General features: G+C 39.1%; 22 protein-coding genes and 1 pseudogene. 16 read left to right on the top strand and 7 right to left on the bottom strand.

Annotated features, from left to right (window positions below; all coding sequences use genetic code 11):
* The first annotated feature begins 7 nt into the window (after nt 1-7).
* Complete coding sequence (locus H5200_RS08305; protein ID WP_182761298.1) at nt 8-1,222, top strand: oligosaccharide MFS transporter; 1,215 nt, start codon at nt 8-10, stop codon at nt 1,220-1,222.
* Here H5200_RS08305 and H5200_RS08300 read toward each other — a convergent pair.
* Entirely contained in the window at nt 1,194-2,189 is a 996-nt protein-coding gene (locus tag H5200_RS08300) for a LacI family DNA-binding transcriptional regulator (RefSeq protein ID WP_182761297.1), read from the bottom strand. The two genes, H5200_RS08305 and H5200_RS08300, sit on opposite strands and share 29 nt — an antisense overlap.
* Before the next feature lie 575 nt (nt 2,190-2,764).
* On the opposite strand from H5200_RS08300, the gene H5200_RS08295 reads away from it, so the two are divergent.
* Together H5200_RS08295 and H5200_RS23975 are read left to right on the top strand one after the other, a co-directional pair.
* Entirely contained in the window at nt 2,765-4,285 is a 1,521-nt protein-coding gene (locus H5200_RS08295) for an EAL domain-containing protein (RefSeq protein ID WP_182761296.1), read from the top strand.
* Between the two features lie 256 nt (nt 4,286-4,541).
* On the top strand, nt 4,542-4,676 hold the full coding sequence (locus tag H5200_RS23975) for a hypothetical protein (protein WP_257326201.1): 135 nt from the start codon (nt 4,542-4,544) through the stop codon (nt 4,674-4,676).
* Between the two features lie 189 nt (nt 4,677-4,865).
* Here H5200_RS23975 and H5200_RS24445 read toward each other — a convergent pair.
* Nucleotides 4,866-5,279 (bottom strand): annotated as a pseudogene (locus H5200_RS24445) (transposase); the annotation flags it as partial.
* Between the two features lie 449 nt (nt 5,280-5,728).
* Here H5200_RS24445 and ampC point away from each other — a divergent pair.
* Complete coding sequence (ampC, locus tag H5200_RS08280; protein ID WP_182761295.1) at nt 5,729-6,892, top strand: class C beta-lactamase; 1,164 nt, start codon at nt 5,729-5,731, stop codon at nt 6,890-6,892.
* Nucleotides 6,893-7,001: 109 nt separating this feature from the next.
* Here ampC and H5200_RS08275 read toward each other — a convergent pair whose 3' ends face one another.
* Nucleotides 7,002-7,823, bottom strand: a complete 822-nt coding sequence (locus H5200_RS08275) for a PRC-barrel domain-containing protein (protein WP_149982866.1) — start codon at nt 7,821-7,823, stop codon at nt 7,002-7,004.
* Nucleotides 7,824-8,011: 188 nt separating this feature from the next.
* On the opposite strand from H5200_RS08275, the gene H5200_RS23770 reads away from it, so the two are divergent.
* The 10 genes from H5200_RS23770 to H5200_RS08225 all read left to right on the top strand — a co-directional run bounded on the left by H5200_RS23770 (nt 8,012) and on the right by H5200_RS08225 (nt 19,782).
* The gene (locus H5200_RS23770; protein ID WP_220493415.1) at nt 8,012-8,512 is read left to right on the top strand and encodes a BON domain-containing protein; all 501 of its coding nucleotides are present in this window, start codon (nt 8,012-8,014) and stop codon (nt 8,510-8,512) included.
* Nucleotides 8,509-8,733 (top strand): hypothetical protein, encoded by a 225-nt coding sequence (locus H5200_RS08265; protein WP_182718951.1) that lies wholly within the window; start codon nt 8,509-8,511, stop codon nt 8,731-8,733. Before H5200_RS23770 ends, H5200_RS08265 begins: the two co-directional genes overlap by 4 nt.
* 467 nt (nt 8,734-9,200) lie before the next feature.
* Nucleotides 9,201-10,028 carry a 2,5-didehydrogluconate reductase DkgB gene (dkgB, locus tag H5200_RS08260; RefSeq protein ID WP_145241103.1) on the top strand — a complete coding sequence of 276 codons (828 nt, stop codon included), beginning with the start codon at nt 9,201-9,203 and terminating at the stop codon, nt 10,026-10,028.
* Between the two features lie 55 nt (nt 10,029-10,083).
* On the top strand, nt 10,084-10,371 hold the full coding sequence (locus tag H5200_RS08255; protein WP_182761294.1) for a putative quinol monooxygenase: 288 nt from the start codon (nt 10,084-10,086) through the stop codon (nt 10,369-10,371).
* 697 nt (nt 10,372-11,068) lie between these two features.
* Nucleotides 11,069-13,771: a TonB-dependent receptor gene (locus tag H5200_RS08250; protein WP_182761293.1), complete on the top strand. Its 2,703-nt coding sequence runs from the start codon at nt 11,069-11,071 to the stop codon at nt 13,769-13,771.
* A 76-nt stretch (nt 13,772-13,847) separates the two neighbouring features.
* Nucleotides 13,848-14,624, top strand: coding sequence for a family 16 glycosylhydrolase (locus H5200_RS08245; RefSeq protein WP_182740495.1), 777 nt, complete (start codon nt 13,848-13,850; stop codon nt 14,622-14,624).
* Between the two features lie 49 nt (nt 14,625-14,673).
* The gene (locus H5200_RS08240; protein WP_182761292.1) at nt 14,674-17,196 is read left to right on the top strand and encodes a glycoside hydrolase family 3 protein; all 2,523 of its coding nucleotides are present in this window, start codon (nt 14,674-14,676) and stop codon (nt 17,194-17,196) included.
* Between the two features lie 61 nt (nt 17,197-17,257).
* Nucleotides 17,258-18,313 carry a histidine kinase gene (locus H5200_RS08235; RefSeq protein ID WP_310736248.1) on the top strand — a complete coding sequence of 352 codons (1,056 nt, stop codon included), beginning with the start codon at nt 17,258-17,260 and terminating at the stop codon, nt 18,311-18,313.
* Nucleotides 18,310-19,101, top strand: a complete 792-nt coding sequence (locus tag H5200_RS08230) for a LytTR family DNA-binding domain-containing protein (protein ID WP_182718957.1) — start codon at nt 18,310-18,312, stop codon at nt 19,099-19,101. The genes H5200_RS08235 and H5200_RS08230 overlap by 4 nt, the downstream gene beginning before the upstream one ends.
* 105 nt (nt 19,102-19,206) lie before the next feature.
* Nucleotides 19,207-19,782, top strand: a complete 576-nt coding sequence (locus H5200_RS08225) for a hypothetical protein (RefSeq protein ID WP_182718958.1) — start codon at nt 19,207-19,209, stop codon at nt 19,780-19,782.
* A 90-nt stretch (nt 19,783-19,872) separates the two neighbouring features.
* On the opposite strand, the gene H5200_RS08220 is transcribed toward H5200_RS08225, so the two are convergent.
* From H5200_RS08220 to H5200_RS08210, 3 genes are all read right to left on the bottom strand, one after another.
* On the bottom strand, nt 19,873-20,844 hold the full coding sequence (locus H5200_RS08220) for a glutathione S-transferase family protein (RefSeq protein ID WP_149982858.1): 972 nt from the start codon (nt 20,842-20,844) through the stop codon (nt 19,873-19,875).
* Nucleotides 20,845-20,865: 21 nt separating this feature from the next.
* On the bottom strand, nt 20,866-21,708 hold the full coding sequence (locus H5200_RS08215) for a pirin family protein (RefSeq protein WP_182761291.1): 843 nt from the start codon (nt 21,706-21,708) through the stop codon (nt 20,866-20,868).
* Between the two features lie 71 nt (nt 21,709-21,779).
* Nucleotides 21,780-22,760 carry a YihY/virulence factor BrkB family protein gene (locus H5200_RS08210; protein ID WP_182718961.1) on the bottom strand — a complete coding sequence of 327 codons (981 nt, stop codon included), beginning with the start codon at nt 22,758-22,760 and terminating at the stop codon, nt 21,780-21,782.
* Nucleotides 22,761-22,896: 136 nt separating this feature from the next.
* Between H5200_RS08210 and H5200_RS08205 the strand changes: the two genes are divergently transcribed.
* On the top strand, nt 22,897-23,985 hold the full coding sequence (locus tag H5200_RS08205; protein ID WP_182732206.1) for a mechanosensitive ion channel family protein: 1,089 nt from the start codon (nt 22,897-22,899) through the stop codon (nt 23,983-23,985).
* A 334-nt stretch (nt 23,986-24,319) separates the two neighbouring features.
* The gene (locus tag H5200_RS08200) at nt 24,320-25,192 is read left to right on the top strand and encodes an MYG1 family protein (protein WP_145241081.1); all 873 of its coding nucleotides are present in this window, start codon (nt 24,320-24,322) and stop codon (nt 25,190-25,192) included.
* A 62-nt stretch (nt 25,193-25,254) separates the two neighbouring features.
* On the opposite strand, the gene H5200_RS08195 is transcribed toward H5200_RS08200, so the two are convergent.
* Nucleotides 25,255-26,772: a DUF3360 family protein gene (locus H5200_RS08195; protein ID WP_145241079.1), complete on the bottom strand. Its 1,518-nt coding sequence runs from the start codon at nt 26,770-26,772 to the stop codon at nt 25,255-25,257.
* Between the last annotated feature and the right edge of the window lie 137 nt (nt 26,773-26,909).

The raw sequence follows: 26,909 nt of genomic DNA, 5'->3' as shown, positions 1-26,909 counted from the left end.
GCGATATATGAGTAGTAATTATCGGCTATTGAGCGCCATTTTCTTTATTTATTTTATGGCATGGTCTTTTTCATTTTCATTTTTTCCTATTTGGCTTAGTCAAGAAGTAGGCCTCAACAGTGCTAAAGTAGGGGTCATCTTTAGTATCAATTCCATCATGGCTTTACTCGTGATGCCTTGCTATGGCATTTTGCAAGATAAACTCGGTTTACAAAAAACACTGCTTTACTTCATTGCATTTTTTATCATATTGATTGGTCCATTTGTCAGTTATGTATACGCACCCTTACTACAAACACAGTTTTATCTGGCTGCTATTTTAGGCGGTGCTGTTTTTTCATGTGCATTTTTGGCTGGAGTCGGGACACTTGAAAGTTATATTGATAAACAAAGTCGCTCGACGAATTTTGAATTTGGTAAAGCTCGAATGTGGGGGTCACTAGGTTGGGCCATGGCAAGCTACTTTGCCGGTTTATCGTTTAATTTATCCCCTAGTTTAAATTATTGGTTATCAAGCATTGCGGCGGTTTGCTTAATGGGGTTATTAGCCTTTGTTAAGGTCGCAAAAAATCAGCCCGAAATAGCGCCTTCTCGAACTTTTTCTCCCGTGCAACAGCTCAAAGCATTTTTTAAAATCGCAGGATTGTGGCGTTTAAGTGTATTTGTGATCGGTGTAAGTTGTATTTATGCGGTATTTGATCAGCAATTTGCTATTTATTACACCTCTTTTTTTGACACCCCAGAGCAAGGTCGAGAGTTTTTTGGTTATTTAACTTCAGCGCAAGTTATCCTTGAGGCTGCTGCTTTGTATTTAGCTGTAAAATGGGTGAATTATTTGGGCGTTAAAAACTCGTTGCTGTTAAGTGGTGTATTGATGGCGATACGAATATATTGCTCGGGGATTGTTAATGACTCTATCAGCATTAGTGTATTAAAATTGTTACATGCAATTGAGTTACCGCTGATGTTAATTGCATTGTTTAAATATATAAACATGCACTTTGAAGCTCGTTATTCAGCCATGATCTATATCATTGGCTTTCAATTTACTACGCAATTGGTGGCGTCAATGTTAGCCGTCGCGGTAGGCGTTGTATATGATCATTTAGGCTTTGCGTTAGCCTACCAATATTTGGGTTTGGTTGTGTGTGTGTTTATTGTATTATCGCTTTTTGCATTAAAGGCAGATGCAATTAAAACGAATCACGAGCAATTAGTTTAAATGGTAAGTGGTGGTGAACAATATCAGTGCGCTGCTCTATGAGGTATTCCATTGCCCAACGTCCCATTGCATGATGGGGTAATGCCATGGTAGTTAAATTCGGTTGTAATAATTGTGGAATACTGCCCCAATCATCAAAACTTGCTATACCAATATCTTTACCAACGATCATTCCTTTATCATGCACAACAAAGTAAATTTCCAGCGCCATGGGGTCTTGACCACAAATAATAGCATCAGGTTTAAACTCGTCTATCACTCGCGCTGCAGACTCTCTCGAAGTAGAAATCTCACTACCATCGGCTTGACCAATAATCACCGATTCAATGAGTAAATCATCGAGTGGTAAGCCGTGCTTTTTAAATGAATTTATAACGCCTTGTTTACGGCCTTTGGCAGCAACTATATGCTCATTTAAGTTTAAGAAAGCAATTCGGCGATAGCCTTTACGGATTAACGCGTCAGTAATATCTTCACCGGCTTGCTGTTCATCAGGTACTACACAAGGAAAGTTATTTGAAGCAGGAAAACAGTTAGCTAAAATTGTTGGTATTTTTTTTAGTTCATCAGCTACCACAACTTGGCGATGATACATTGCTGAATATATAACGCCCTCTACGCGATACTCTAAAAGGCTTTCTATAGCTCTGTCTATACTCGCTTGGGTTTCGTTAACATTGAGGATCAACAGTTCTTTATTTTTCTGCCACGCAATTTCTTGGGCACCACGAATAATATCAAAAGTATAAGGAACACTAAGCAGTTCATCAGCAATAATTGCGTAAATGTTTGAGTTTTTACGTCGCGTTAAACTTGCCGCACGATTAGGACGATAACTTAATTCTTTTATCGCTTTAAGAACTTTCTCGCGGTTAATATCTTTGACTGTTGGATCATTATTGACCACTCGCGATACAGTTTTAAATGAAACACCTGCGTGGACAGCGACTTGCTTAATTGTAACCATACTAGAATAAGACCCTCTGTGAATAAAAACAGTATAACAGCAGATTGCACTTTATTTATATGTTTTTGTTAAGGTTTGAGTTGTCGTTGTTATCTAAAGATAAACTTATTCAGAGGCTTACTTTTAAGTTATTGAGGCGAATTATACTCATGATGTAATTACATTGGCTAAACCTAGTAAGCCGAAAAGGTAATACCAAGCGTTGATATAATAGCTTAAAACATTAGCTCATCAGATTATAGAGTGAGCAGTCACAGTGAATCGAGTTTGATATATTACTATCTCTAATTGGCTCGCCATGGATCGCTTCGACTTTCAATGAGTGGAAGAAACTCGCTGACTTACCAGCTCACCGAATTTGAACCGCTTTATTTTTGATTCTTCGCGAAGTAGGTGGCAGCCTTTTTAATATGGCTAAGTCCTATGTTTTGGATACCTCAATAATTTCAGCTTTTCATACGCAAACAAGCTGCCAGCTGTTAAATAACATTTAATAGTAGGGGCTTGCTGCTAGCGTACGTTACAATTTAATGGTATTAAATGATAATTAATGTGCTAACTGCAAGGGAAAATCTATGTCATTGAGAGCTTTTAAAGAAAAACCAAGTGCAATAATTTTCTTTTTACCGCTTTTGCTACTGCTTTTAATTTGTATATCCCATTTTGGCGCAAACTATGTACAAATGCTTTATCAGAAAAAGTTTACGCAATCTCTTATTAGTAAAGCCGAAGAAATCTCCAGTGATATAAGCCAATCCATTTATCAGACAGAAGCCATTAACCCTCGACGCTGTGATGAAGAAACTGTAAATAAATTACGTATCCTTTTAACTAACTACCACTACACGCATGATGTTGGTTTAGTTAAACAAAATAGAATTATATGTTCGGCAAATTGGGGCATTTTAAAAGAGCCCGTTGAACTTAATGTTGATTTTTTTAAGGGCAATACAGGTTTTTATTTTGCGCAAAAAGTTGAGGGGATTTTTCCTATTGATGCCAAATATGATATTGCAAAACGTAACGGTATCGTTGCATTTACAATTCAAGATCCTTTTAAATATTTTGATCAAGCAAATAAGGATTTTTCGTTTAACATAACCTCTATTGATGGTTTGTACGTTTTCCATCAATTTGACTCCGAATTTCAGTTTGATAATGAATTTAACTTACTATCACAAGAAGTTAAAAGCTGTAGTACAAAGTTTGGCTATTGCGCTAGCGTGCTTAATAATCGCCCTGGGTTACTATTTTTTTCCACTTTGACTCTGACTGCAGTACTTTTACTGCTTTGCGTTATTAGTTTTTTAATTATTTATTCTTTTATCTCATACATAGAAAGAACAAATTCGATTGAATTTCGATTACGTAATGCAATCGCAGATGAAAGTATTTATTTAGAATATCAGCCAATTTTAGAGGTCCAGAGTAAGCAGATTATTGGTGTAGAATGTTTAATTAGATGGAAAGATGCGGTACATGGGCAAGTCTCACCTGAGTTATTTTTAAGTATTGCTGAGCAGTTAAATTTATATCCGTCGATGGCATTTTCATCTGTACAGCGAGCATTTAAAGAGTTGTCGCCTTTTGTTATAGAAAAAGATGACTTTAGTATTGCGATTAATGTTAACTCCTTTGAAATTCAAAGTTCGGAGTATTTACCGTTTTTAAATGAGCAATGCGAATTATATAAAATAAGCCAAAAACAAATAAAAATTGAGATCACTGAGCGTATTGGACTGCCACTAAATGAGTTGTCACACTTTGCTTTGCAGGCTAAACGTTATGGGTTTACTGTTGCCTTGGACGATTTTGGCACAGGTGTTTCAAATTTAGTTTGGTTAACTGAAATTAACTTCGATATCATAAAAATAGACCGCATTTTTACCCAATCGATTACTGATCCTTTGAAAAAAGATATGCTCCTGGCAATAATGGCACTATTCACTAACCTTAATCGTATTGTTATTTTTGAAGGCGTTGAAACGCAAGAGCAGTGTGAATTTATTGAAAAGTATAATAAATGCTACCAGGTTCAAGGTTGGTATTTTTATAAAGCGCTGCCTTTAGATGCGTTGAAAGAATTAATAGTTTAAATAAAGCGGTTTTGCGGAACCGATCATTCACCAGGCCTTACTTGAGTTAGAACACTTATGTCTGACTCAAATAATATGCTTTTTAAATAGTGCTGGTTTTTAGCTAAAGCTGGTGCTTCAAATTTAAACCGTAACCATAATCAAACCAAATATAGTATTTAAGTGTTGTAGCGCACAGAGCTGGGGAGCTTTATAAACTAGGCTTTAAATCTCGGCCTTTTACATTAACGTGAGGGGCGAGAACTCTGAGGCAACTATGCAAAATCCAACTCATGATAAAAAAGTAGATGATAAAAAATCTGCTGAAACACTAAAAAAAGAAGCGGCAAGCAAGCGCGCAGCTTTAGAACCTGACACGAAAAAATCATACAGAAAACCCCAGCAAAAATAATAGAGTCGTTAATTATCTAACCAGTTTTCGCAAAGCATTATTTGAGCTTAATTAAGGGTTGAGTGGCATTATCGACAGGTATATTCGATAAATATGCAAGGAGCTAGATAATAGATGTTCTCTACTATTTGTGGTTCTTCACTCGTTGGTGAGGGATCATATTCTTGTTGTTTAAGGCTACTGAGAGCGCTACGTCATTAGGGGCTGTTGATCTTTGTGGTACATATATTGATCAGCCCGCATTGGTAGCCACATCATCGTAAATGCTAAAGCGAGCATTGAATGATAATTTCGTGCAAGCTTTTCATACCGTGTGGCTATCTTTCTATATTGCTTAATATGGCCAAATGTATTCTCAACCAAGTGCCGATATTTGTACATGCATCAGTCAATATCTTCATTACCTATTAAACTGTTATCCTTGCGTAGAATAACGGGTGTCGTGTTGTTATCACGAACCAATTTTCTCAGTTTTTTACAATCGTAGCCTTTGTTAGCAACAACGACTTTATTTGTTGAACAATTTGCTACGAGTGACTCTGTGTGAACTATATCATGTGTATTTCCGCACGATAATTCATAGAGAATAGGCAATCCTCTGCTATAACCTAAGTATTAGTTTGTTAATTTATGCTGCATACAACATTGGCTGTATTAATTTCACATTTATATAAATCATTCAGCAAAACATACCCATATTCTTCGTCTTTAATTATTTGAGCTTTGGGAGTAGTAAGCTCAAATCAAGACGATTTGTGCATTTCATTTTCTATGAACATAGAATTTAATACCAACACCGTATTTTAATTCAGTAAAAATTAATAGTCGTACTCACAAAATAGCGGCGGCTTTGCTGACTTTTGCATTTAGAACGAGTAGATCTTGAATATGCTCATCTCTACCATTTTCAAAACGAGGTTAAGCTAAATATCAATATACTCCATTTACAATATTTGAATGAACTCAGGCGCCAGAATTCAATCCGAGAGTTGAGTTTTTATTGCAATATGGTTGCACTGGCGTGGCTATTTTATTCATTAACGAGAGATACAATGAAAATAATTTTAAACAAGCTTGTTATTACTACTTTAGCTGCAACTATAGTGATGTCTAATGATACTCGGGCTGAAAATAATAATCAAATGTTGAGAAAAGCAGTCGATATGCAAGCCGAGCGCTTAATGCAGCAGTACCAAATTCCTGGTTTAGCGGTGGGTATAATTGTTGATGGTAAGTCACAGTTTTATAATTATGGTGTTGCGAATAAAGAAAAGAACCAAGCAGTAACACAGAATACACTGTTTGAATTAGGATCGGTCAGTAAAACCTTTGCTGCAACCTTTGCGAGTTATGCTCAAGGCAATGGTACTTTATCATTTGATGACACTGTTGATAAATATCTACCTGAGTTGAAAAATAGCGTTATTGGCAGCACAAAACTTACACAGTTAGCTACCTATACAGCAGGTGGTCTGCCTTTACAGTTCCCTGATAATGTTAAGACTGACGATGATATGGTGCAATATTATAAATCTTGGCAGCCAACCTTTGCTGAAAATTCACAACGACTCTATTCAAATCCAAGTATAGGTTTATTTGGCTATGTTTCTGCATTAAGTATGAAAGTTGATTATGCACAGTTTCTGGAAATTAAAATATTTCCGTCGTTAGGCATGTCAAATACGTTTGTTAATGTCCCAGCAAATAAAATGAATGATTATGCATTTGGATATAATGCTTCAGGCGATGCTGTGAGAGTAAATCCCGGTATGCTGGATGCACAAGCATATGGCATTAAGTCTACTAGTGCAGATATGGTGCAATTTATTAAAGCGAATTTAGGGTTAGTCTCTCTCGATGATAAAATCAATACGGCCTTGAAAAGTACTAGGAAGGGCTATTATCAAGCGAGCACTTTCACGCAAGGACTAGCGTGGGAAATGTATCCTTTACCAACTAACTTGGCTGCTCTGTTAGCTGGAAATTCAGTTGAAACCATTACACAACCTCAACCAATCGATATTAATAATTCTCCTCAAGTAGCTTTGCATAATGGCTGGATCAATAAAACAGGTTCAACAAATGGGTTTGGCGCATATATTGTATTTATTCCGGCAAAAAATGCTGGAATTGTTATGTTAGCAAACAAATATTACCCCAACGTAGAACGGGTCAAAGCCGCCTATGCGATTTTAGATTCAGTTATCAGCAGATAACGAAGAATAAAAAGCCACTCATTAGTTTAGTGAGTGGTGTTTTTTTATTTATTGAATATGACTTTTTGCCAAATTTTTTTCGCTAGGCATTACTTGAAAGCCGATCATTTCAGCAATCCTTTTTCGCTTTTGCTAGTTTGTCCCAGTAACCCGCTAGTTCGTAATGTTGATATATAGCTGTTTCAAACTCGGGAGTTATTTGCAGGTTATAATCATACTCTGGCGCATCTTTTATTACTTGGCGGTTGAGATCAACACTGATGGTTTTGTCGAGCCAGCATACTTCGCTGATCCACTCTGGTGGCACGAGCACTTTATGTCCACCCCACCAATTACTGGTATCGATGATCAGATAACGCACCGCCCACGTTGTTTCTTCTACTAATAATCCAGATACATGACCAATATCACCATCATTTGCATTAATATGATAGCCAATAACCTCTTTGCAACTTCGTAAATTTGGATCGGCTTTTTTATTATCTTCACTTTTAACATTATGGTGAGTTAGTTGTGCGCTGCGTGCACCTGCTTCTGTATGTGGGAGGTGTTGGTGGTCACGGTACAATAAATAAGGGTAAATACCGCCTCCCCAAAATCCTTCGCCTACCCAATAATAAGGGTAGCCATAATAATCGAGTAAGCTGGCCTCATTTTGCCGTGACACGGGTTTATCGTTATCGATAGTTGGGCTGTTTTTAACTTGTTCTTTACTGATCAACACAGGCAGAATTTTTTCTATCCAGTTTGGTTTTTGAACCGCAATTGGTGAGATCAAAACCTGACGGCTGGATAGCCAAGAACCTGTTTCAACAACAAAATAGCGGATCACCCATGCTAAATCATCGAATAGAAAATCTTTTTCTTTACCGATCACACCATCGGTAGCAGCGATAGCGCAATTTTCTAGATCTTTCATGCTACGTAACATAGTAGTTATCCTTTTTAATGGGGTCGACAGTATAAAGTGTTGGCGTGTTTTAGAGCTGATATTGAGGTTGCCAACTAGGCGATGATTTGAATGAACCGCTTTAGTTTTAGCTTATTTGCCGCGGTTGTCTGTGCGCTGCAGTACACAGCCAAATTAGCGAGTTAATTACATGAATGCAGTAATGACCTATGAATCGCTGCTTTTTATTATTGACACACAGTTGTTTTGAGTTCGATAACGAACAGAACGTTAGCCTCTTACATAATAAAGTGATGGTAGGTAGTGAAGAATACACTTTACCGCCGATGGTGATCGCTCCACTTAATACTGAGGATATCCTAATGGATAAATACTTTTCAAAAATACTATGTGTTGTTGCAATACTGATGGTTTCACAATTAACTGGTTGCTATAAATCCTCAGAAATTGCTGCAGAAAAGCCGCCAAAAAGTACGGTGGCTAACAATGTTTTAGATATCGATGTAACTACAAACGTTAAAATGGCTTTAATGAATGATCCTATTCTCAGAGCATTTAATATCGAAGTCATTACGAATAAAGGCGATGTGCGTTTAATTGGTATTGTTGATAGCCAAAGCCAAATTGACTCAGCAATGTTAATTGCCAAAGGTGCTGAAGGTACGCATGCTATTCATGATGAACTGACTGTGAAAAGGAGTTCGTTATGAAAGGATATCTAATCGTGGGGGTTATAACCGCTGTTTTTGCTGTTACAGCAGTTGCCCAAGAAGATGAACGCGAAGGCGAACACCATATGATGATGGGCAAGATGATGCATGATAAAGAAACATCGCATATGGAACCAAAAATGCGGCAAATGTTTTCGCTAATGCAACAGATCGAAAACGAAAATAATCCACAAAGGTCAACACGCCCTAAAGCGCAGTAGAATAAATCGACTCTGAGCCACTACTTTCAGCGCTAACAGTGTTGAAAATAGCGGCCTTGAGAGATGCACTTTCAATTTTTTATAAAGCGGTCATTTATAAATATAATTATTAGGTGCTAGGGCCGGTTACCTCTCTGGTTGAAGATTGTTTAATTTACAAGCTATTTAATCACCATGCTAGGTTTGTAATCTGATGGGTTAAGTAAAAAATTAAGTAAAACTTCCGCACTTTATTCTGGCTCTCTACCTACATTAATACTGCCTTATCTAAAAACCAAACATACGGATGTAAAAGTAACTGTGAAAGATAAACAGGCTCTAGCCCTTGAAACTAAAGTTAATGGCCTCATACCTTTTACGAGGTCAAAAATTTTAAATGAACAAAGTAACAGGTGTATTTCGAAAAACTTAGGTTAGAAATCTAATAAGTTTGTATTTAAACCGATTATTTTTATAAGGATAAAGTTATGACACAACGTGTAATTGAAATGCCAGACTTAGGCATGGGGACATTCCGCTTAGAAGGAAAAACAGCTTATGAATCTGTAAAAATGGCATTAGAAGTTGGCTTTCGCCATATTGATACCGCACAGATTTATGGCAATGAAGAGCAAGTTGGCCAAGCGATAAAAGACAGCAATATCCCTAGAGACGAGCTATTTATTACCACCAAAGTGTGGAATAACAAACTGAATAAAAGCGATTTTATCGCCAGTGTGAAAGAGTCTCTTAACAAGCTGCAACTCGATTCTGTCGATTTATTGTTGATCCATTGGCCTGCGCCATCAAACGATGAACCAATGAGCGAGTATTTAACTGAGTTATTAACGGCAAAGCAGCTTGGATTAACTAAGCATATTGGTGTATCGAACTTCACTATTGCGAATTTAAAAGAAGCCATGCAAACACTGGACTCACGTGAAATATTCACCAACCAAATAGAAGTACACCCTTATTTAACCAATACCAAGTTACGTGCTTTTTGTCAGCAGCATGACATTCATGTCACCGCCTATATGCCATTTGTGGTAGGTAAAGTGTTAAACGATCATACCATTATTGATATTGCTAAGAAGCATGATGCAAGCCCTGCACAAGTAGTTATTGCATGGGTAAACGCCAAGGGTATGACGACCATTCCGTCATCAACTAAGCGTAAAAATCTTGAAGATAACTTTAATGATAAAGCCGTAAAACTTGATGAAGAAGACATTGCGCGTATTGATGCTCTCGATTGCGGCGACCGTCAAGCAACCCCAAGTTTTGCACCGCAGTGGGATCAAGACACGTTTTAAGCGTGTTCAATATAAAGTGCAGTGAGTCTGCACTTTTTAATGCAAAGGAATAACTATGTTAACCGTTATAGCAATGCTGTCATGTAAAAACGCTGATGCAGCTACGTTACTTAGTGCACTTGATAACTTACAAAAGTTATCGCGCAAAGAAGTAGGGTGTTTGCGCTACGAGCTGGCTGTGAAAAATAATGACACGCAAACAGATTACATTGTAACTGAACAATGGGCTACAAATGAGCACTTTGAAGAGCATAAGTTAGCGCCGCATTTTAAAATGTTTGGTGAGCAGGCTGATGATCTACTTATTCACAGTAATATTGATGTGTATAAAACGATTGGTTAATAATATACCCAAACCACCTCAAGATGCAGAATTCAGCGTTTCACAGGTGCTTAATATCAAGGCGTTACTTTGCAAGAATGGCCGTCCCTTTTAAGAAGTAACAACGCTGAGAGTAAGTGCCTGTGAAACGCCCGAAGGGTTGTTTTAAAAGCGATTTATACTGCGTTATTGATTTTAACAATAGAACCACTATTATTTGCAATCAATGCCTTGCCTAAATCGCTTTTAATTCCAACTGAAACTCGCATCTTGAGGTGGTTTGGGTATATAGGGGCAGTGTTTAAAGCCACGTATTTTATATCGAGCTTAGCATGTTAAGCATGGCTTTAATCACGCCTTAGCAGGTGACAATGAGTGAGTCTTGATAACTTACCTAATGTACTGACCTGCGTTTTTGGGTATATAAAGTTATGCCATGGTATTTTTCATCGCTCACTGGTTATATCCGCTTTCTTTGTGTTTATGGCATCGGTGGTCAGTTTTACTTTCATGTAATAAATTTTTAAGTTTTTTGACTGTTGATACTAAATCAAGGAGTCAGTTTATTTATTGTCCAAGATTTAATTTCGGCTTGTATTATATCTAACTCGCCTTAACGTATTTGACTAGTAATCAAAAAAGACCCTATGGATACTGTGAGACTGTTAAATAAAAGTAACAAAGCTTAACGTTTTACACACACATCAAAAGGTCGAATATGCACACAATAAATAAAAAAGCATTATCAATTGCCGTAGCATTGGCTTGCGCATTCCCGTTACATGCCCAACAAGCTGCTACGAATAATCCAACAAATACGAATGAAAACAACACTGCGCAAGAACAAAGTACTTCCTTAGAGATTATCTCTGTAACAGCAACCAAACGTAAAACAAAGTTAATGGAAACCCCTGTTGCCATTACTGCACTATCAGAAGCGGATCTCAGGCAAAATGGCGTAAATAGTGTTAAAGATATTGCCAACCTAGTACCAGGGTTAGATATCTCCACAGCGACGGATCAATCAGCACCTGTTATCTCGATGCGAGGCGTACGCTCAACTAATATTACTGAGCTTGGCGATCCTGCTGTTGGTGTGCATCTTGATGGTATTTACTCGCCAAGAATGCAAGGCGCACTTGCTTTAATGTACGACATTGATCGTGTTGAAGCATTAAGGGGGCCACAAGGCACATTATTTGGTCGAAACTCTACAGTTGGTAGCATTAATGTTATTTCAGCAAAGCCTGAATTTACTCATTTATATGGCTATGTGAACGTTGAAGCAGGAAAATACAACAGCAAAAATATTGATGGCGTAATTAATATTCCAATTAATGACGAATTTGCAGTACGGTTTTCTGGCAAAGGATTAAAACGAGATTCTTACCTTGAGGGTTACTACGATCCTAACCAATACGACTCAAGACGATTAAGCGACGATATACTCAATGCTCCTGTTATCTCAGAGGATTCTTATCAAGGTATTGGTCAAACAGTCACGCAGAGAGAAAACTGGTGGATAGATGGTGCAGGCACTGATCCAGAGGCGCAAAAAGTTCGCCAATTAACCCCCGCAGAAAAAGACGACTTTTATAACAATGCTAATGAATACTCTTTTAGAATTAGTACGCTTTGGGAGCCGTTAGATGGTGGCTTTTCAAATCATACCGTTTTTCAAAAGTACGTTAATAACAGCAATAACAATCTCGATTTAGTTAACTGCGATAAAATTCGTGGTAGAAGTGAAGAGCTGGGCGGCGATTGCACAAACTTTTTACCCAGTGATAATACATATCAAGCTGTTGTGAATGTGCCTGGTAAGCTTAATTTAGATATCACCTATCTTAGAAATACCCTTAACTACGATATAAATGATGAATATTCGCTTGTGTGGCTACTTGGCTATGAGGATATGGAACGCTCTTCAGCACAAGATAGCGAAGTCGGCCTCGATCCTTGGGATGGGGCAACGTACTTTTTAGATGGCACTGGTGCTGAATCTTTTTCTACAGAAGTGCAATTACAATCTGACGAATACGGCGATTTTATTTGGATTGTTGGTGCTAACTATTTCCACGAAAAAACCACGACCTTAGGTTATTACGATAACCCAATGGACGATAAAGCCTTTTGGGATCAACCTGATCGCTCTACAGACGCATTCGCTTTGTTTGGCCAAGGTACATACGATTTAACTGAAAAATTACATCTAACACTTGGTTATCGTTTTAGTGATGAAACAAAAGAAGATAAAGGCGGAAAAACCTATCGCTGTTCTAATGCTGATGGCTGCGCCGTAGGTTGGTTAAATAGAACGGATCTAAATAATTTACCAGTTGATTACTACGAAGATCCTTCAATTTATGCGTCATACTTTGCAAACGATAATAAAGGAAGTTGGCAGCATCATGACTTTCGTGTTGGTTTAGACTACGACATTTCACCTGAAACGATGGTTTATACCTACCTTGCCAGTGGTTTTAAAGCTGGTGGAATTGGTGATGTATATGAAGTCGTAAATGATAGAACGGGCGACGTAACACGCTTTGAAACTAAGTTCGATCCAGAAGAAGTACTTACATGGGAGCTTGGCGCTAAATCGAGCTTTTTTGATAATTCATTAAACTTAAAAGCCGCGTTTTTCTACACAGATTACACCGACATGCAATACGCATCAGTGGGCTCAATCGGTAATGTAGAACGTTTATCTGTGGTAGAAGATGAAGATGGCTCTCCCGTTTTAGATAGCAATGGCGAGCCGGTACTTGATTTTCAAAACAAGCCTATGATTGCTTATTACACACAAAATGTTCCTAGTTCAACAATCAAAGGTATTGAGCTTGAGTTTGATTGGAAGCCTTACCCAAGCGGGCGTATCACCGGTTATGTAACCTGGACTGATGCTAAAGTGACGGACGATTGGAATACTAAATGGGATTACGATGCTGAGTATCTTTTTGATATTTCTTATGAGGAATCAAAAAATCCTGAAAATACACTGCTATCAACCAACCTTAAAGGCAATAACCTAGCGATGACGCCTAAGTTCACGGCGAACATCAGCTACACACATACATTTGATTTAGGTGAATATGGTTTTATCCATAGTTGGCTTAATGCGAGCTGGAAAGATGAATCGTACTCAACAGTATGGAATGTTGATAAACACTTAGATGATATGGACTTTAGCGTGTCGGACGAGGCGACAAAATACATTGATGATAGCCGAGATGCATTTGCAGTCTATAACGCGTCAATTAAATATGAGCCGCAAGGACAAAGCTGGTACGCAGAAGTATTCGTTAATAATGCCTCTGATGAAACTATTCAATATTGGAATAATACTAGCAAAGGAATTCCAAAAGGCAGCTTTGGCATGCCAAGGTATTACGGTGTAAGAGCTGGTTTTTCATTCTAGATAACCTAACCACAATTAAACTTCCCACAGTCAATATACCACTGTGGGAGGTGTACAATTGAAATAAGGATCAATAATGAAAACTAAGCTTATTAGCTCGTTAGTTGCAGGTTGTGTGTTTATCTCACCTTTTACATATGCCAATTATTTTAAAGATAATTTTTCATGGGGTTACGATAATACCATTTGGAATGCGCGAAGTGGCGACAATGGCTCGCCTTTTGGCTGTGAATTTTCCCCTGCAATGATTAACCCAAGCCAACAGGGGATCACGCTTTCATTATCGCAAGGCGCATGTGCCGAGCTGCAAAGTAATAATTTTTATGGCTTTGGCAAAGTGCAAGGCAGTGTTAAGTCAGGAAATACACAAGGCACTGTGTCTTCCATTTTTACTTACACATCGTGGTGGGATTCACCCGGCAGAGCATGGCAAGAGATAGATATTGAGCTTTTACCCTCTCTTGGAAACGTTGTTCATACCAATGTGATTTACCAGCCGCAAGGCGGCACTTATCAAAGCTGGGAAAAGGACATCGACTTAAGTCAGTTTGGGCTTGATTACAGAGAAAACTTATTAACTATTGGCTTTGATTGGTCTAGCAACTCGATTCGTTGGTACCTATACGACGCTCAAGGAAATGAGCAAACATTAAGAGTGCTCTACAAAGACAATGGCGATGGTCATTTAGCTGAAAATGAAATTCCCGCGTATGCATGGCCGATGGATAATACAAAAATAATGATTAACCAATGGAATGGTGATAACTCAACCGAAGGCTATTACTTCCCTGGTCAATACTATGGCAGCCCTTCGTGGGCGTACTATGATTTTATTGAGTACATTCCCCAATAAAATTAAGAAGTTTGTATCTATAAATAGAATTTAATCTCGAAGGTTTTTAATGTCTCAAATCAAATATTCTAAATTATTATTTTGCTTACTGCCCGTAGTTGGGGCGCTTACTTGTCAATATTCATTCAGTGCAGAGCGTGAGCAAGTCAACTGGCCTTATGTAAACACTAAACTTAAACGCGATCCCGCTGTAGAAGCGCAAATTGAACAACTACTGGCAAAGATGACCATAGAGCAAAAAGTGGCGCAAATGATTCAGCCCGAAATTGGTTATTTAAGTGTTGAACAAATGCGTAAATATGGGTTTGGTTCATACCTAAATGGCGGCAATACAGCCCCCTATGGCGACAAACGCGCTGATCAGGCCACATGGTTAAAATATGCCGATGAAATGTACCTAGCATCAATAGACTCAACGAAAGACGGTATTGCAATACCGACTATTTGGGGTACTGATGCCATGCATGGACATAGCAATGTGTATGGCGCTACGTTATTTCCGCACAATATTGGCTTAGGAGCTGCCCATGATGTCGACTTAATTAAGCGCATAGGCCAAGCAACAGCGAAAGAAGTCTCAGCCACTGGGATTGAATGGAGTTTTGCTCCTACTGTCGCTGTAGTCAGAGATGATCGCTGGGGCAGAACCTATGAAAGTTACTCAGAAGATCCTGAATTAGTTAGGCTGTATGCAGGTAGTATGGTGACAGGTATTCAAGGTGATATAGGCGCTGACTTTTTAAAAGGCAGTAACCGTATTGCAACCGCAAAACATTTTGTGGGCGATGGTGGTACAGAGCGAGGCGTTGATCGCGGAAATACGCTTATCGATGAAAAAGGATTAAGAGATATTCACAGCGCAGGTTATTTTTCGGCTATTAATGAAGGTGTGCAATCAGTGATGGCATCATTTAATAGTTGGAATGGCAAACGTGTACATGGCGATAAACATTTATTAACGGATGTACTTAAAAACCAACTTGGTTTTGATGGGTTTGTAGTCAGTGATTGGAATGCTCACAAGTTTGTAGAAGGCTGCGATTTAGAGCAATGTGCGCAAGCAATTAACGCGGGCGTTGATGTGATCATGGTGCCAGAGCATTTTGAAGCGTTTTATCATAATACTGTTAAGCAAGTGAAAGACGGTGTAATCGCAGAATCAAGAATTAACGATGCCGTTAGGCGCTTTTTAAGGGCTAAAATCCGCTGGAATGTGTTTTCGAAGAGCAAACCATCAGCGCGACCTGAATCACAACACCCGCAGTGGTTAGGTGCTAATGAGCATCGCACTTTGGCAAGAGAAGCGGTTCGTAAGTCACTCGTTCTGTTAAAAAACAACGAAAACGTGCTGCCAATCAAAGCGAGTAGCCGCATCTTAGTTGCCGGCAAAGGCGCGAATGCAATTAATATGCAAGCGGGTGGCTGGAGCGTTTCTTGGCAGGGCACAGACAATACCAATAGTGACTTTCCAAATGCGACCTCTATTTATGCGGGTTTACAGTCGCAAGTAACAAAAGCGGGTGGTGAGATCACTTTGAGCGAGTCTGGTGAGTATACTAGCAAGCCAGATGTAGCCATTGTTGTTATTGGTGAAGAACCTTATGCAGAATGGTTTGGTGACATCGAGATGCTTGAGTTTCAGCATGAAACTAAACATGCACTTGCGTTATTAAAGCAGCTTAAAGCTGATAATATTCCTGTAGTAACGATATTTTTAAGCGGCCGCCCGTTGTGGGTTAATAAAGAGCTCAATGCATCGGATGCCTTTGTTGCTGCTTGGCTACCAGGCTCTGAAGGTGAGGGCGTTGCAGATGTACTATTAACTAATAGCGAAGGTAAAGCCCAGTTTGATTTCAGCGGTAAGTTGAGTTTTTCATGGCCTAAATATGATGACCAATTTACGTTAAACTTAAACGATGCTGACTATGACCCATTATTTGCTTATGGCTATGGCTTAACTTATCAGGACAACATAAATGTGCCTGTTTTGAGTGAGAAAACCAGCCCTAAAAAAATTGTTAATAGTGACTCACATCCGCTGTTTGTAAGAAACTTAGCCAAAAATATGACTTGGCAACTGGCAGATACAAGCACAGAAAAGGTGTTAGCCAGCGGTGCATCTGCAACCAGTGGCGATAAACAGAGTTTACTTATGCAATCAGTCAATTTATCTTATCAAGAAGATGGCCGTGGCTTTAATTGGCGCGCACAAGCCGCTGTTAGCTTGAGTTTTTTAAAGCCTGAACAGCTAGATAGTAAATTTAGTGCAGGTTACCTTGAATTAAAAATGCGCATAGATAAAGCTCCAGAACAAGGAGCAAACTTGCAAGTCATGTGTAGCGAAAATCATTGCTTAAGGAATATTGATTTTTCATCGTTTTCACAATTAATGACAGACAAAAGTTGGCATACTCTAGCAATCCCTTTGCACTGTGGTGATAGCGGACTTGCTGAGCAAAAAATAACAGACGCGCTGCGCATTACCAGTCAAAATTTAAGTTTAGCAATTGCTGATGTGGTGTTGACTATAAAACCGAGTAATGACTCATTATCATTAACGTGTGCAAAGTAATACCCTATGGCTGTTGATTAACGTTTATTAATCAACAGCCTATAACATTGGATTTAATAATGTGAATAGTAATAACCCTAGAAGTCAGTTGTTCTGGTTATTCCAAAGTTGTGGTTGGATTGTCTATGCAATGCTGACCGAATTAATGATAAAAATACCAAGCGAAGAGCCATGGACAATACATATACCGCATTTAATTATTGATGTAGTGTGTGGCTTTTTGATCACTTTAACGTTAAGACGATTTTACAACTTTTTTAGTCAGCAAGAGCTCAAAGTTAAAGTCGCGTTACGTATTATGCTGCTTCTAATTGCAACATTACTCTGGACGCAAATTAAATGGATTTCCTTGCAGTGGTTATATGGTAACTGGTGGCTTTCAATGTCATGGTTTGACTTTGGTACATGGACGTCAGCCTCGTTAACCATGCTTTCAACATGGACTGCCTTTTATTACGGGATCAAAATTTATTTAGATAATCTTGAGCAAACTCAAAAGGCCGCAGAAGCTACCCATTTAGCGAAAGAGTCACAGCTAAAAATGCTTCGATATCAGCTTAACCCGCATTTTATGTTCAATAGTATTAACGCCATTTGCACGTTAATATTGAAAAAAGAAAGCTTGCAGGCAGTAAACATGCTTGAAAAACTATGTGACTTATTGCGCCATAGTTTATATACCGACCCACTTGAAAAAGTAGCTATCAAAGAAGAAATCGCAATGTTAAGAACCTACTTAGATATAGAGCAATGCCGATTTGCTGACAAGCTAGAGGTTAATATTAGCGTTGATGAACCATGCAACGATTTATTAATACCTTCTTTATTAATTCAACCATTGGTAGAAAACGCGTTAAAACATGGTATGCGAGCAGATCAAAAAATGGTGATCACAATTAATGTTGAAAAAACAAAATCCGCATTGCTCATTAAAGTTGCTGATACTGGTAAAGGCTTTGATGATAATAAAAAAACCAAAAGAGGCATCGGCTTGGCTAATTGTGAGCAACGCTTAAAATTAATATATGGTAATAGTCACCGAATTGAAAAAGGCAATGCGACTACCGGTGGTGCGTGGTTTTGTATCTCTCTTCCAATTAATGGTTTGCAATCATGATTCAATTAAAAACGTTACTCGTTGATGACGAATACAGTGCTATTGAAGGTTTGCGTATTCGCTTAGAAGCCTTTGCTGAAATTGAAGTGATTGGCAGTGCACAAAGTGTTGATGAAGCAATTAAAGTACTTAACGAATATGATGTAGATTTAGTGTTTCTAGATATAGAAATGCCAACAAAGTCAGGTTTTGAATTAATTAAACATTTTCAACCAGAGAGCTGCCCTGCGGTTATCTTTGTTACGGCATTTCATCAACATGCTGTTAAAGCTTTTGAGGTGAGGGCGCTGGATTATTTACTTAAGCCCGTTAAGTTAGCTCGCCTTGCAGAAGCCATTGAAAGAGTTATTAAAACCCAAAAGCTAAACAGAAAAACCGAACTTATTGAAGTGCACCAATCGCTGGTGATCAATGAATCGCAACCACTTGAAGTGGCGGGTAATTCTGACTATAAGTTTGAAGCTGAGAATTTAGTTATTCAAGATGCTAAAAACCCAATTCAAATTATTCCGTTTAAAGATATTTTATGGATTGATGCGGCGGGGGATTATATGTGTGTACACACACCTGCTGAAACACACGTAATGCGTGCGCGTTTAAAAGAGCTTGAAAAAAACACCTTGCCTGAAGATTTCCTGCGAATACATAAATCAACGATTGTGAATTTAAGCCATATAAAGCAATTTAACCCACTTAGAAACTCTGAATACACGGCTGTATTACAAAGTGGTAAAACACTTAAAGTCAGTCGTACCTATAGTAAAAATTTAAAGAGTTTGTTCAAATAATAAATATATTAATATTGAGAGTATTAAACTATAACTTTAACAGTTTGTATAATAGGCATTTGTTACGCTATCTCAGGTCATAATTTATAAGGATTTTAAATTTCTATGGCAAAACCTCAGCTTTTTTGGATTATTTTAATATTATTGATTACCTGTTTTATGCCTTGCGGTTTTTTCATCTGGTATGAAAGTGTGGATCCCGCATTTATCCCTAATGCTAATTACAATTTTATTTTACAATGGGTTTTACCCTCGCTGACAGTGCTGACGATTGGTTACCTTTTTAGTCAGTATAAGAATTTTGCTCAAGTGAAGGAAAGCTTAGATGAGCATTTTATTGCTGAGGGACGTTTAGTTAAGTATTTTACGCTGCTTTTTAGTCCAGTGTTTATTTACTTTTACTTTTGGACATTCATTAATATCCCAATACAGTTATGGGCAAATTATCAATTGGCTGAGTATTGGTCGCAAGAATATTTATTAGTTGAGGCAACAACATGTAGTAGTGACTATGAGCCGCACTGCGTAGAATTAAAGTTTTCCGATTTAGCAAGTGAAGAAACGCATTCAATAAGATGGTATTTAGATAAAGCTGAATTATTAACGCTCAAGAATAAAAGAGTAAATCTGGTCGGTGAAAAAAGTTATTTTGGTTATATTATCAATACAATACAGTGGTGATCAAAGCTTTAAAAGGCATTATTGTGATTTGTGGTGGTTATAAAAAGGCCTATACTACCCCTGCCATTTTGCAGGGGTAGTATAAATTGGTTAACCGCGATTATGCTCGCGAGCGTAATCAATATTGGGCCCTTTAGGGACGATTTGCGTTGGGTTGATCATGGTATGACTAAAATAATAATGTCGTTTGATATGATAAAAATCAACGGTTTCTTTAACGCCAGCAACCTGATAAAGCTCACGTAAGTATTCACTCAGTGCCGGGTAATTTTCGATAGTACGCAGATTACATTTAAAATGCCCAACATACACACTGTCAAAGCGTATTAGAGTGGTAAATAATCGCCAATCTGCTTCTGTTAGGGTGTTGCCCACCAAATAGCGCTGCTTGAGTAAAATACTTTCGACTTTGTCTAATGCAGTGAATAAGTCATTAAATGCCTCTTCATAGGCTTTTTGAGTGGTCGCAAACCCAGTACGATACACGCCATTATTAATGTTGTTGTACACCAGCTCATTAATTGCATCGATTTCAGCGTGCAAGTTATTTGGGTAAAAGTCTAGTTTATTGCCAGTTAAATCATTGAAGGCGCTGTTAAACATGCGAATGATTTCAGCAGATTCATTACTGACTATTTTATTTTGCTGTTTATCCCAAAGCACAGGCACAGTTACTCTTCCGGAATAATCTGCTTTATTTTCGGTGTATATTTGATGCATAAATTGCTTATCAAAAAGTGCATCTCCAGTGCTGTGGTTGTTTTTATCAAACGTCCAACCGTTATCTAACATATCTGGGCTAACCACAGAGACATCAATATAGTCTTCAAGGCCTTTTAATTTTCTAAAAATCAAGGTGCGGTGCGCCCATGGGCAGGCTAATGAAACATATAAATGATAACGGCCTTTCTGTGCCTTAAAGCCCGCCTCACCAGTTGGGCCTGCGCTGCCATCTTTGGTTATCCAGTTACGTAATTGTGCAGACTCGCGTTTAAACTCACCATCGCTTTTATCGGTGTCGTACCATTTATCTTGCCATTTACCGTTGACTAGTAATCCCATAATTGACTCCTATATCGTGTTTTAAAAGCTACCAAATTTACCGCTTTGGTAATCACTAATTGCTTCTCGTAATTGAGCTTGCGTATTCATCACAAACGGGCCCATGTGAGCAATAGGTTCATTAAGCGGATCACCGGCTAAAATAAGTACCCCAGCGCCGCTTTGCGAGCTAAATTTAATATCACTACCGGACTCTAAAATAAGTAGGCTGCCAGCCATTACTGGACCACCTTGTTCGGTGTTGATAGAGCCGGTATGAATATAAATCATCACCTTGCTTTGTATCAGAGGTGGGTGGGCAAACTCAGTGCCTACAGGTAATGTTACATCTGCTAGCATGCCATTGGCTGCTAGTTCTTGTAGGCTTGAAACCTGAGTTTGCTGGTCAAATTGCCAACTGCCAGCCAGTGCTTTTAGTTCAACACCTTGACTATTTTTATGTTCAGGTGCAGGGTGCTCAGTAGTATCTTGATATTTCGGTGCTCTGAGCTTTTCAGTGCTTGGCATATTGAGCCAAATTTGAAAGCCATGCATCCCCTCAATCGCATCGGCAAGTGGCATTTCGCTATGGATAACGCCAAAGCCGGTACTCATCCATTGCACGTCACCTGCGCGAATAGCTTTTTTATTGCCCATTTGATCTTGGTGTTCAAAGCCGCCTTTAATAATGTAGGTAAAGGTTTCGATACCACGATGCGGGTGGGCAGGAAACCCACCCATAAAGTCACTGTGATCGTCGGATTTTAATTCGTCGATCATTAAAAAAGGATCTAAATGCTTACCATCAAAGCCTGGTATCCGGCTAATATTTACGCCATCACCATCTTGGGTTGCATGGCTATTGAGTTGCTTTATTACTTTCATTGCTTTGCTCCGAATCTTGTATGGTATTATTTAAACACAATAAAATTAAACAACCATGGGTATAAATAGCACTATTCATTCGTTTTAACAGAACGTTCTGATTTTTGTTTTTTCGTTAGGTTATCCGCTACAAAAGCCCCGCGATTGCCAGACTGATGTGCAGGTCCCACGGTGCTATCAACCATGGTTTGCTGTTCGGTGCTGGCATTAATTGCAGCGCCAAAAATAATAATATAGGCGCTGATATACAACCACATCAACATGATCACGACCCCGGCTAAAGAACCATAGGTCTCATTGTATGAAGCAAACTGTGACACATAATATGAAAACCCTAATGATGCGATGATCCAAAGCCCAGTAGCCATTACTGAACCAGTTGTAACCCAACGCCACTTTGCCGCTTTTCTATGGGGTGCATAACGATATACAAAAGCTAAAGCAAAATGAAAAGTCGCTGCTAGTAACAGCCAAGTGAGTAATTTGATCACCGTATCGATACTGTTTTCTAGACCAACAATATTAAGTGCGATAGGCAATATACCAATGATTAATAATGCGATTACGGCGACCAATATAGCGCCAATAGAGAATAGAAAGCGCACTAAAAGCGCTTTGAAAAACTGCCTTTTGGTTTGCTCATGGTAGGTAATATTGCAGGCTGTGATCAGTGCTTGGCAGCCCTTACTGCTACTCCATGTGGTTAATAACAACGTGCTTATTGCACTAACACTTAACACTTTTTGTGATTGTTGGGTAACTTCAGACACCTGTTGTAGAACGATTTCTCGGCTGCTTGGTGGCAATAAAGTAATAAACTTACTAATCTGTTCACTAACATCCGCCGTAGAGGCGAAATAAGCATACAGCGAAACACAGGCTGCCAGTGCTGGAAAAATAGCGAGTAATGCGTAAAAGGCGACACCAGCGGCAACAAAGGATAAGTTATCTTGCGACATACTTTGATATACCCGCTTGCTGATATCCCACCAGCCCAGCAAGGGGATCTCGGTTGGTTTATCTGCTGTGTAGCCACGTGGTTTATGTGCCATATTTTATTCCTTGCTGATGGTTATTAGTCACTATTTATTAGAAGTTAAGGTGCAAGGTGCTTGCCAGCTTAAGTTGGCGTTTAATTTGCTTCTACAGAATTAATGGTTTTATCAATAAAGAGCGCATGAGTTACATATGGAAATAATGAATAGTATTAATAATCAAATTATTAGCGCATTAAAAATACAAACAACGAGTACCAATGCGGATCCTTTAGCGCCAGTATCTTGGCAAGGTATAAACTCACAAATTGCGCATTTTTTACAAAGTGCTTGGCAAATGTTACCCGCTCTCACTTTAGGTATAGCAGCAATAATCGTGTGCTATTTTTTAGCAAAGCCTGTGTCTTATTTATTAGTGAAACCTATTGGCTATGTAAGTGAAAGGCGGTTATTGCATGTTGTTGCTCGTCGCTTTATTAGTACTGTGATCATTTTGTTTGGAGTTTATTTATTTTTACGCTTAGCAGGCTTAAGTGAATTTGCCGTGGCGATAATGAGCGGTACTGGATTAGTCGGGCTAATCTTAGGTTTTGCATTTCGTGATATTGCAGAGAACTTTATATCGAGCATGCTATTAAGTGTGCAACGTCCTTTTCGTATTGATGATGTTATTGAAGTCGATGGCTGCTTAGGGGTAGTAAAAAAGGTCACTGCGCGGGCGACCACATTAGTTGATTTTGATGGTAATCATATTCAAATACCTAATGCGACTGTTTATAAAAATGTGATTAAAAACCTTACTGCTAATCCGAAAATGCGCGGTCACTATAAAATAGGCATAGGTTACGATAACGATATACGTAACACTCAGCAGTTAGCGCTGAGTTTAATGGATAAACAAGCTGCTGTGCTAAAAGATCCGGCCCCACAGGTGTTACTTGATGAATTAGGCTCAGCCACTATCAATCTCAGTATTTACTTTTGGGTTAATAGTGAGCAAAACAGCCCGGTTAAGGTAGCGTCGCAATTGATGCGTGAAATGGTTAATAGCTTTAACGCGCATGGTATTAGTATGCCTGATGATGCTCGTGAACGGATTATTTTAAATGCACCAAGTGAGCAAGCACAAAAGACTCCGGAACAACCCACTACGCAAGATCAAAAAGTCAAACCGATTGCGCATCTGGATGCTGGTATTGATGATGTGAGCAGTGATGCTGATGAAATTCGTGAACAAGCTGAGCGCTCTCGCGATCCCGAGCAGGGTAACAATATTATTTAACTTGCTCTTTAAATAATATACTTAGTTTAATGGCTGTGGGTTCGGCAATTTTATTTAGCAAAGACTGAGGTATCGCTCGAGGAGAAAGTTTTACTGAAGATAGTTCATGTATGGATTGGTTATGTTTTTACCATCAATCTACTGTTGCTTTGTTATTACTGTCGCTTATCTTCCTCTAGACGATTAATTACCACAAAGTGGTTCACTGTTTTTGTGGGCTGCTCGCCGATAGCGTATACTGTTGTGCTTGTAATTTTGACTTATCTATTTTGTGCTAACGGATCAGTTTAAATTTTACCGTCTTCTTACTCCTTTCTAAAATGATATTAAATAAATGAATGATATAACAGTAGCAACTCATAACGGTAATTTTCATGCGGATGATGTGTTTAGTATCGCCGCACTTAGGCATATTCTTCCTACTTTTAAACTTATACGTACCCGTGATTTAGAATTAATCGCGCAAGCTGACATAGTGATTGATGTTGGCGGCGAATATGACCCAGCTGCTGGACGTTTTGATCATCACCAACGTGGCGGTGCCGGCGAGCGTGAAAATGGCATCCCATACTCATCATTTGGTTTAATTTGGCAAAAATATGGTTTAGAGCTGTGTCAGGGTGACCAAGATGTTGCGCATGCAGTTGATGCCGGTTTGGTATCGACCATTGATGCGATTGATTGCGGTCATGTTGAAGGTGTATCGAAAGGGATCAGTCTTAGCCAAACAATTTCAATGTTTAACCCAACATGGCAAGAGGAAAGTGACTTTGATCGTTGTTTTGATGAGGCGGTTGAATTTGCATCGCGTGTTTTAACACGTTTTATTGCAGCAGCCAGTGGCGGCATTAATGCTAAAGCAATCGTCGCTAAAGCGATTGATAACGCAGATGATGCAAGAGTGATTGTATTAGAGCAATATACGCCGTGGAAAAAAACCGTGCATGCTTTATCGCAAGAAGCGTTATACATGGTTTATCCATCGCATTCAGGCAAATGGATTTTGCAAACGGTGCCTGTTGAACCGGGTTCATTTGAAGACAGAAAGTCACTACCAAAAGCATGGGCTGGTTTATCAGATGCTGCATTTCAAGCGCAAACGGGCATTGATGACGCAATGTTTTGCCACAATGGCTTGTTTATCGCTGGCGCAGAATCATTTGCAAGTACCATGAAACTTGCTGCTATGGCGTTGCAAGACGAATAAAACGAAGTCACGGTTATTAAAAAGGGGGGGTAAGCGCTGTACTGGCTTCCCCCCTTTTTGTATTAGTGCCTAAAGTTTTCTAGCAACGCTGGAATACCTGGCAGCATGCCCACCATGGCCATAACACTGGTCAATAATACAAACATAAACAGCGGAATGATCCAGCGACTCATATGGGTCAGCTCAGAGCTGCGCTCTTTACAGCCAATTAAGCCTAAGTTATCGAGCAGCATGGTCAGTGACCAGCCAAACGCTGGGTTTACTAACGTTGAAGCAAATACCACAATAGCTGCTGATTGCGTGGTTTTACCTTCGCGAGTCATTTCCATACCTGCCTCAAGCAGTGGGATAAATACACCCACTATTAACGCCACACACAGTACCGGTTGCCAAATGGCGAGATCCATTGGATAACCCCATATACCTGCAATTACACAAAAAAGTGCGGTTAAAATTGCACCAGCTGGAATAGGGCGCTTAGCAATCGCGGCAGGCACAATATACGTGCCCCATGATGAGGTGAAGTTAGACCCACCTAAAATAGAGCCAAAGGTTTGCCTAACTGATGCACTGAGCATAGTATCGTCAATGTTCATTTGCACTTTTTCAGTGCGTTTTGGGTAGCTGATCTTTTGGAATACTTGATGGCCTAAAAAGTCTGGCGACCACATGGCCACTGCCAGTATGGCAAAGGGCAATACGACTACAAAGCTTTCAAGAGTCGGCAAACCTAACATCCAACCGGTGTTTTCACCCCACCAATACATAGGGTTCATATTTGGTAACCCAGGGGCGGTTTTAAACTCAAACGGCGCACCTAAGGCAAAGGCCGTTAAACCACCAATAAGGCAGCTGAGCGGCACAGCTAACCAACGTTTTTTAAAATGTTCGAGTAGCGCGTACAGTAAAATAGTGGCCAAAATAACGATGAAGGCAATGTGGGTCATTTGAATTTGTTCAGCCCATGCAAACAGTTTCTTTACTTGCGATATAGTGCCTATGAATCCTAAGTAAAGTAATAATCCGCCGCACACCCCTTTACTGGTTAGTCGTGCCAACAAACTGCCGCCTTTACTGATGGCAAGCAGTAACCCTAAGGCGCCAATTAGTAGCCCGAATGCCATTGGGTGTCCGCCTGCTGCAACAACAATGGGAATTAATGGAATGAGTGGTCCGTGGGTTCCCGCTAAGTTAGCAGTGGGTAAAATAAAACCTGAAAACAAGATGATAAAAATAGCCACTATGAGTAACTCATAGCGTACGTTTTCTAACACAAAGGCGTCACTTAAACCAAGCGGTGCGGCAAAGGTGGCGGCAATAGCGCCTACCATAACAACTTTACCAATTGTCCCTGCCATAGCGGGAATCGTGTCTTCAAATTCGAAGCGGTAATCCCGAAAAGGCAAGTTAGGACGCCAGCGCTTTGGCTGCATAATTTGCAGTTCATGCTCGAGATAATCGTCTCGACTGGCAAACTCAGAGCTTGGTTTATGAAGATTTTTATAGCTATCGGAAACGGTTTGAGTATCGCTTACCTGCTCAGCTTGGGATGACGTGTCATCTTTTGGCGTGGTTGTCATGAATTCTCCTGCAACATTGTTGCTAACTCAAAATAAAAAAAACAGCTTGTATAAAGCAATGAATATTGAATCGATAGAATAAAGTAGAGGTTTATCAATTACGATTAGGCAAAGGTCGAGCATGACGGATTAAAGTA

It is taken from the genome of Pseudoalteromonas sp. SG43-7 (genome assembly GCF_014164295.1).
In the GTDB taxonomy this organism is placed as follows: Bacteria; Pseudomonadota; Gammaproteobacteria; order Enterobacterales; family Alteromonadaceae; genus Pseudoalteromonas; species Pseudoalteromonas rhizosphaerae.
The sequence above is the reverse complement of the archived record's forward strand: the minus strand, read 5'-3'. Positions and strand labels throughout refer to the sequence as shown.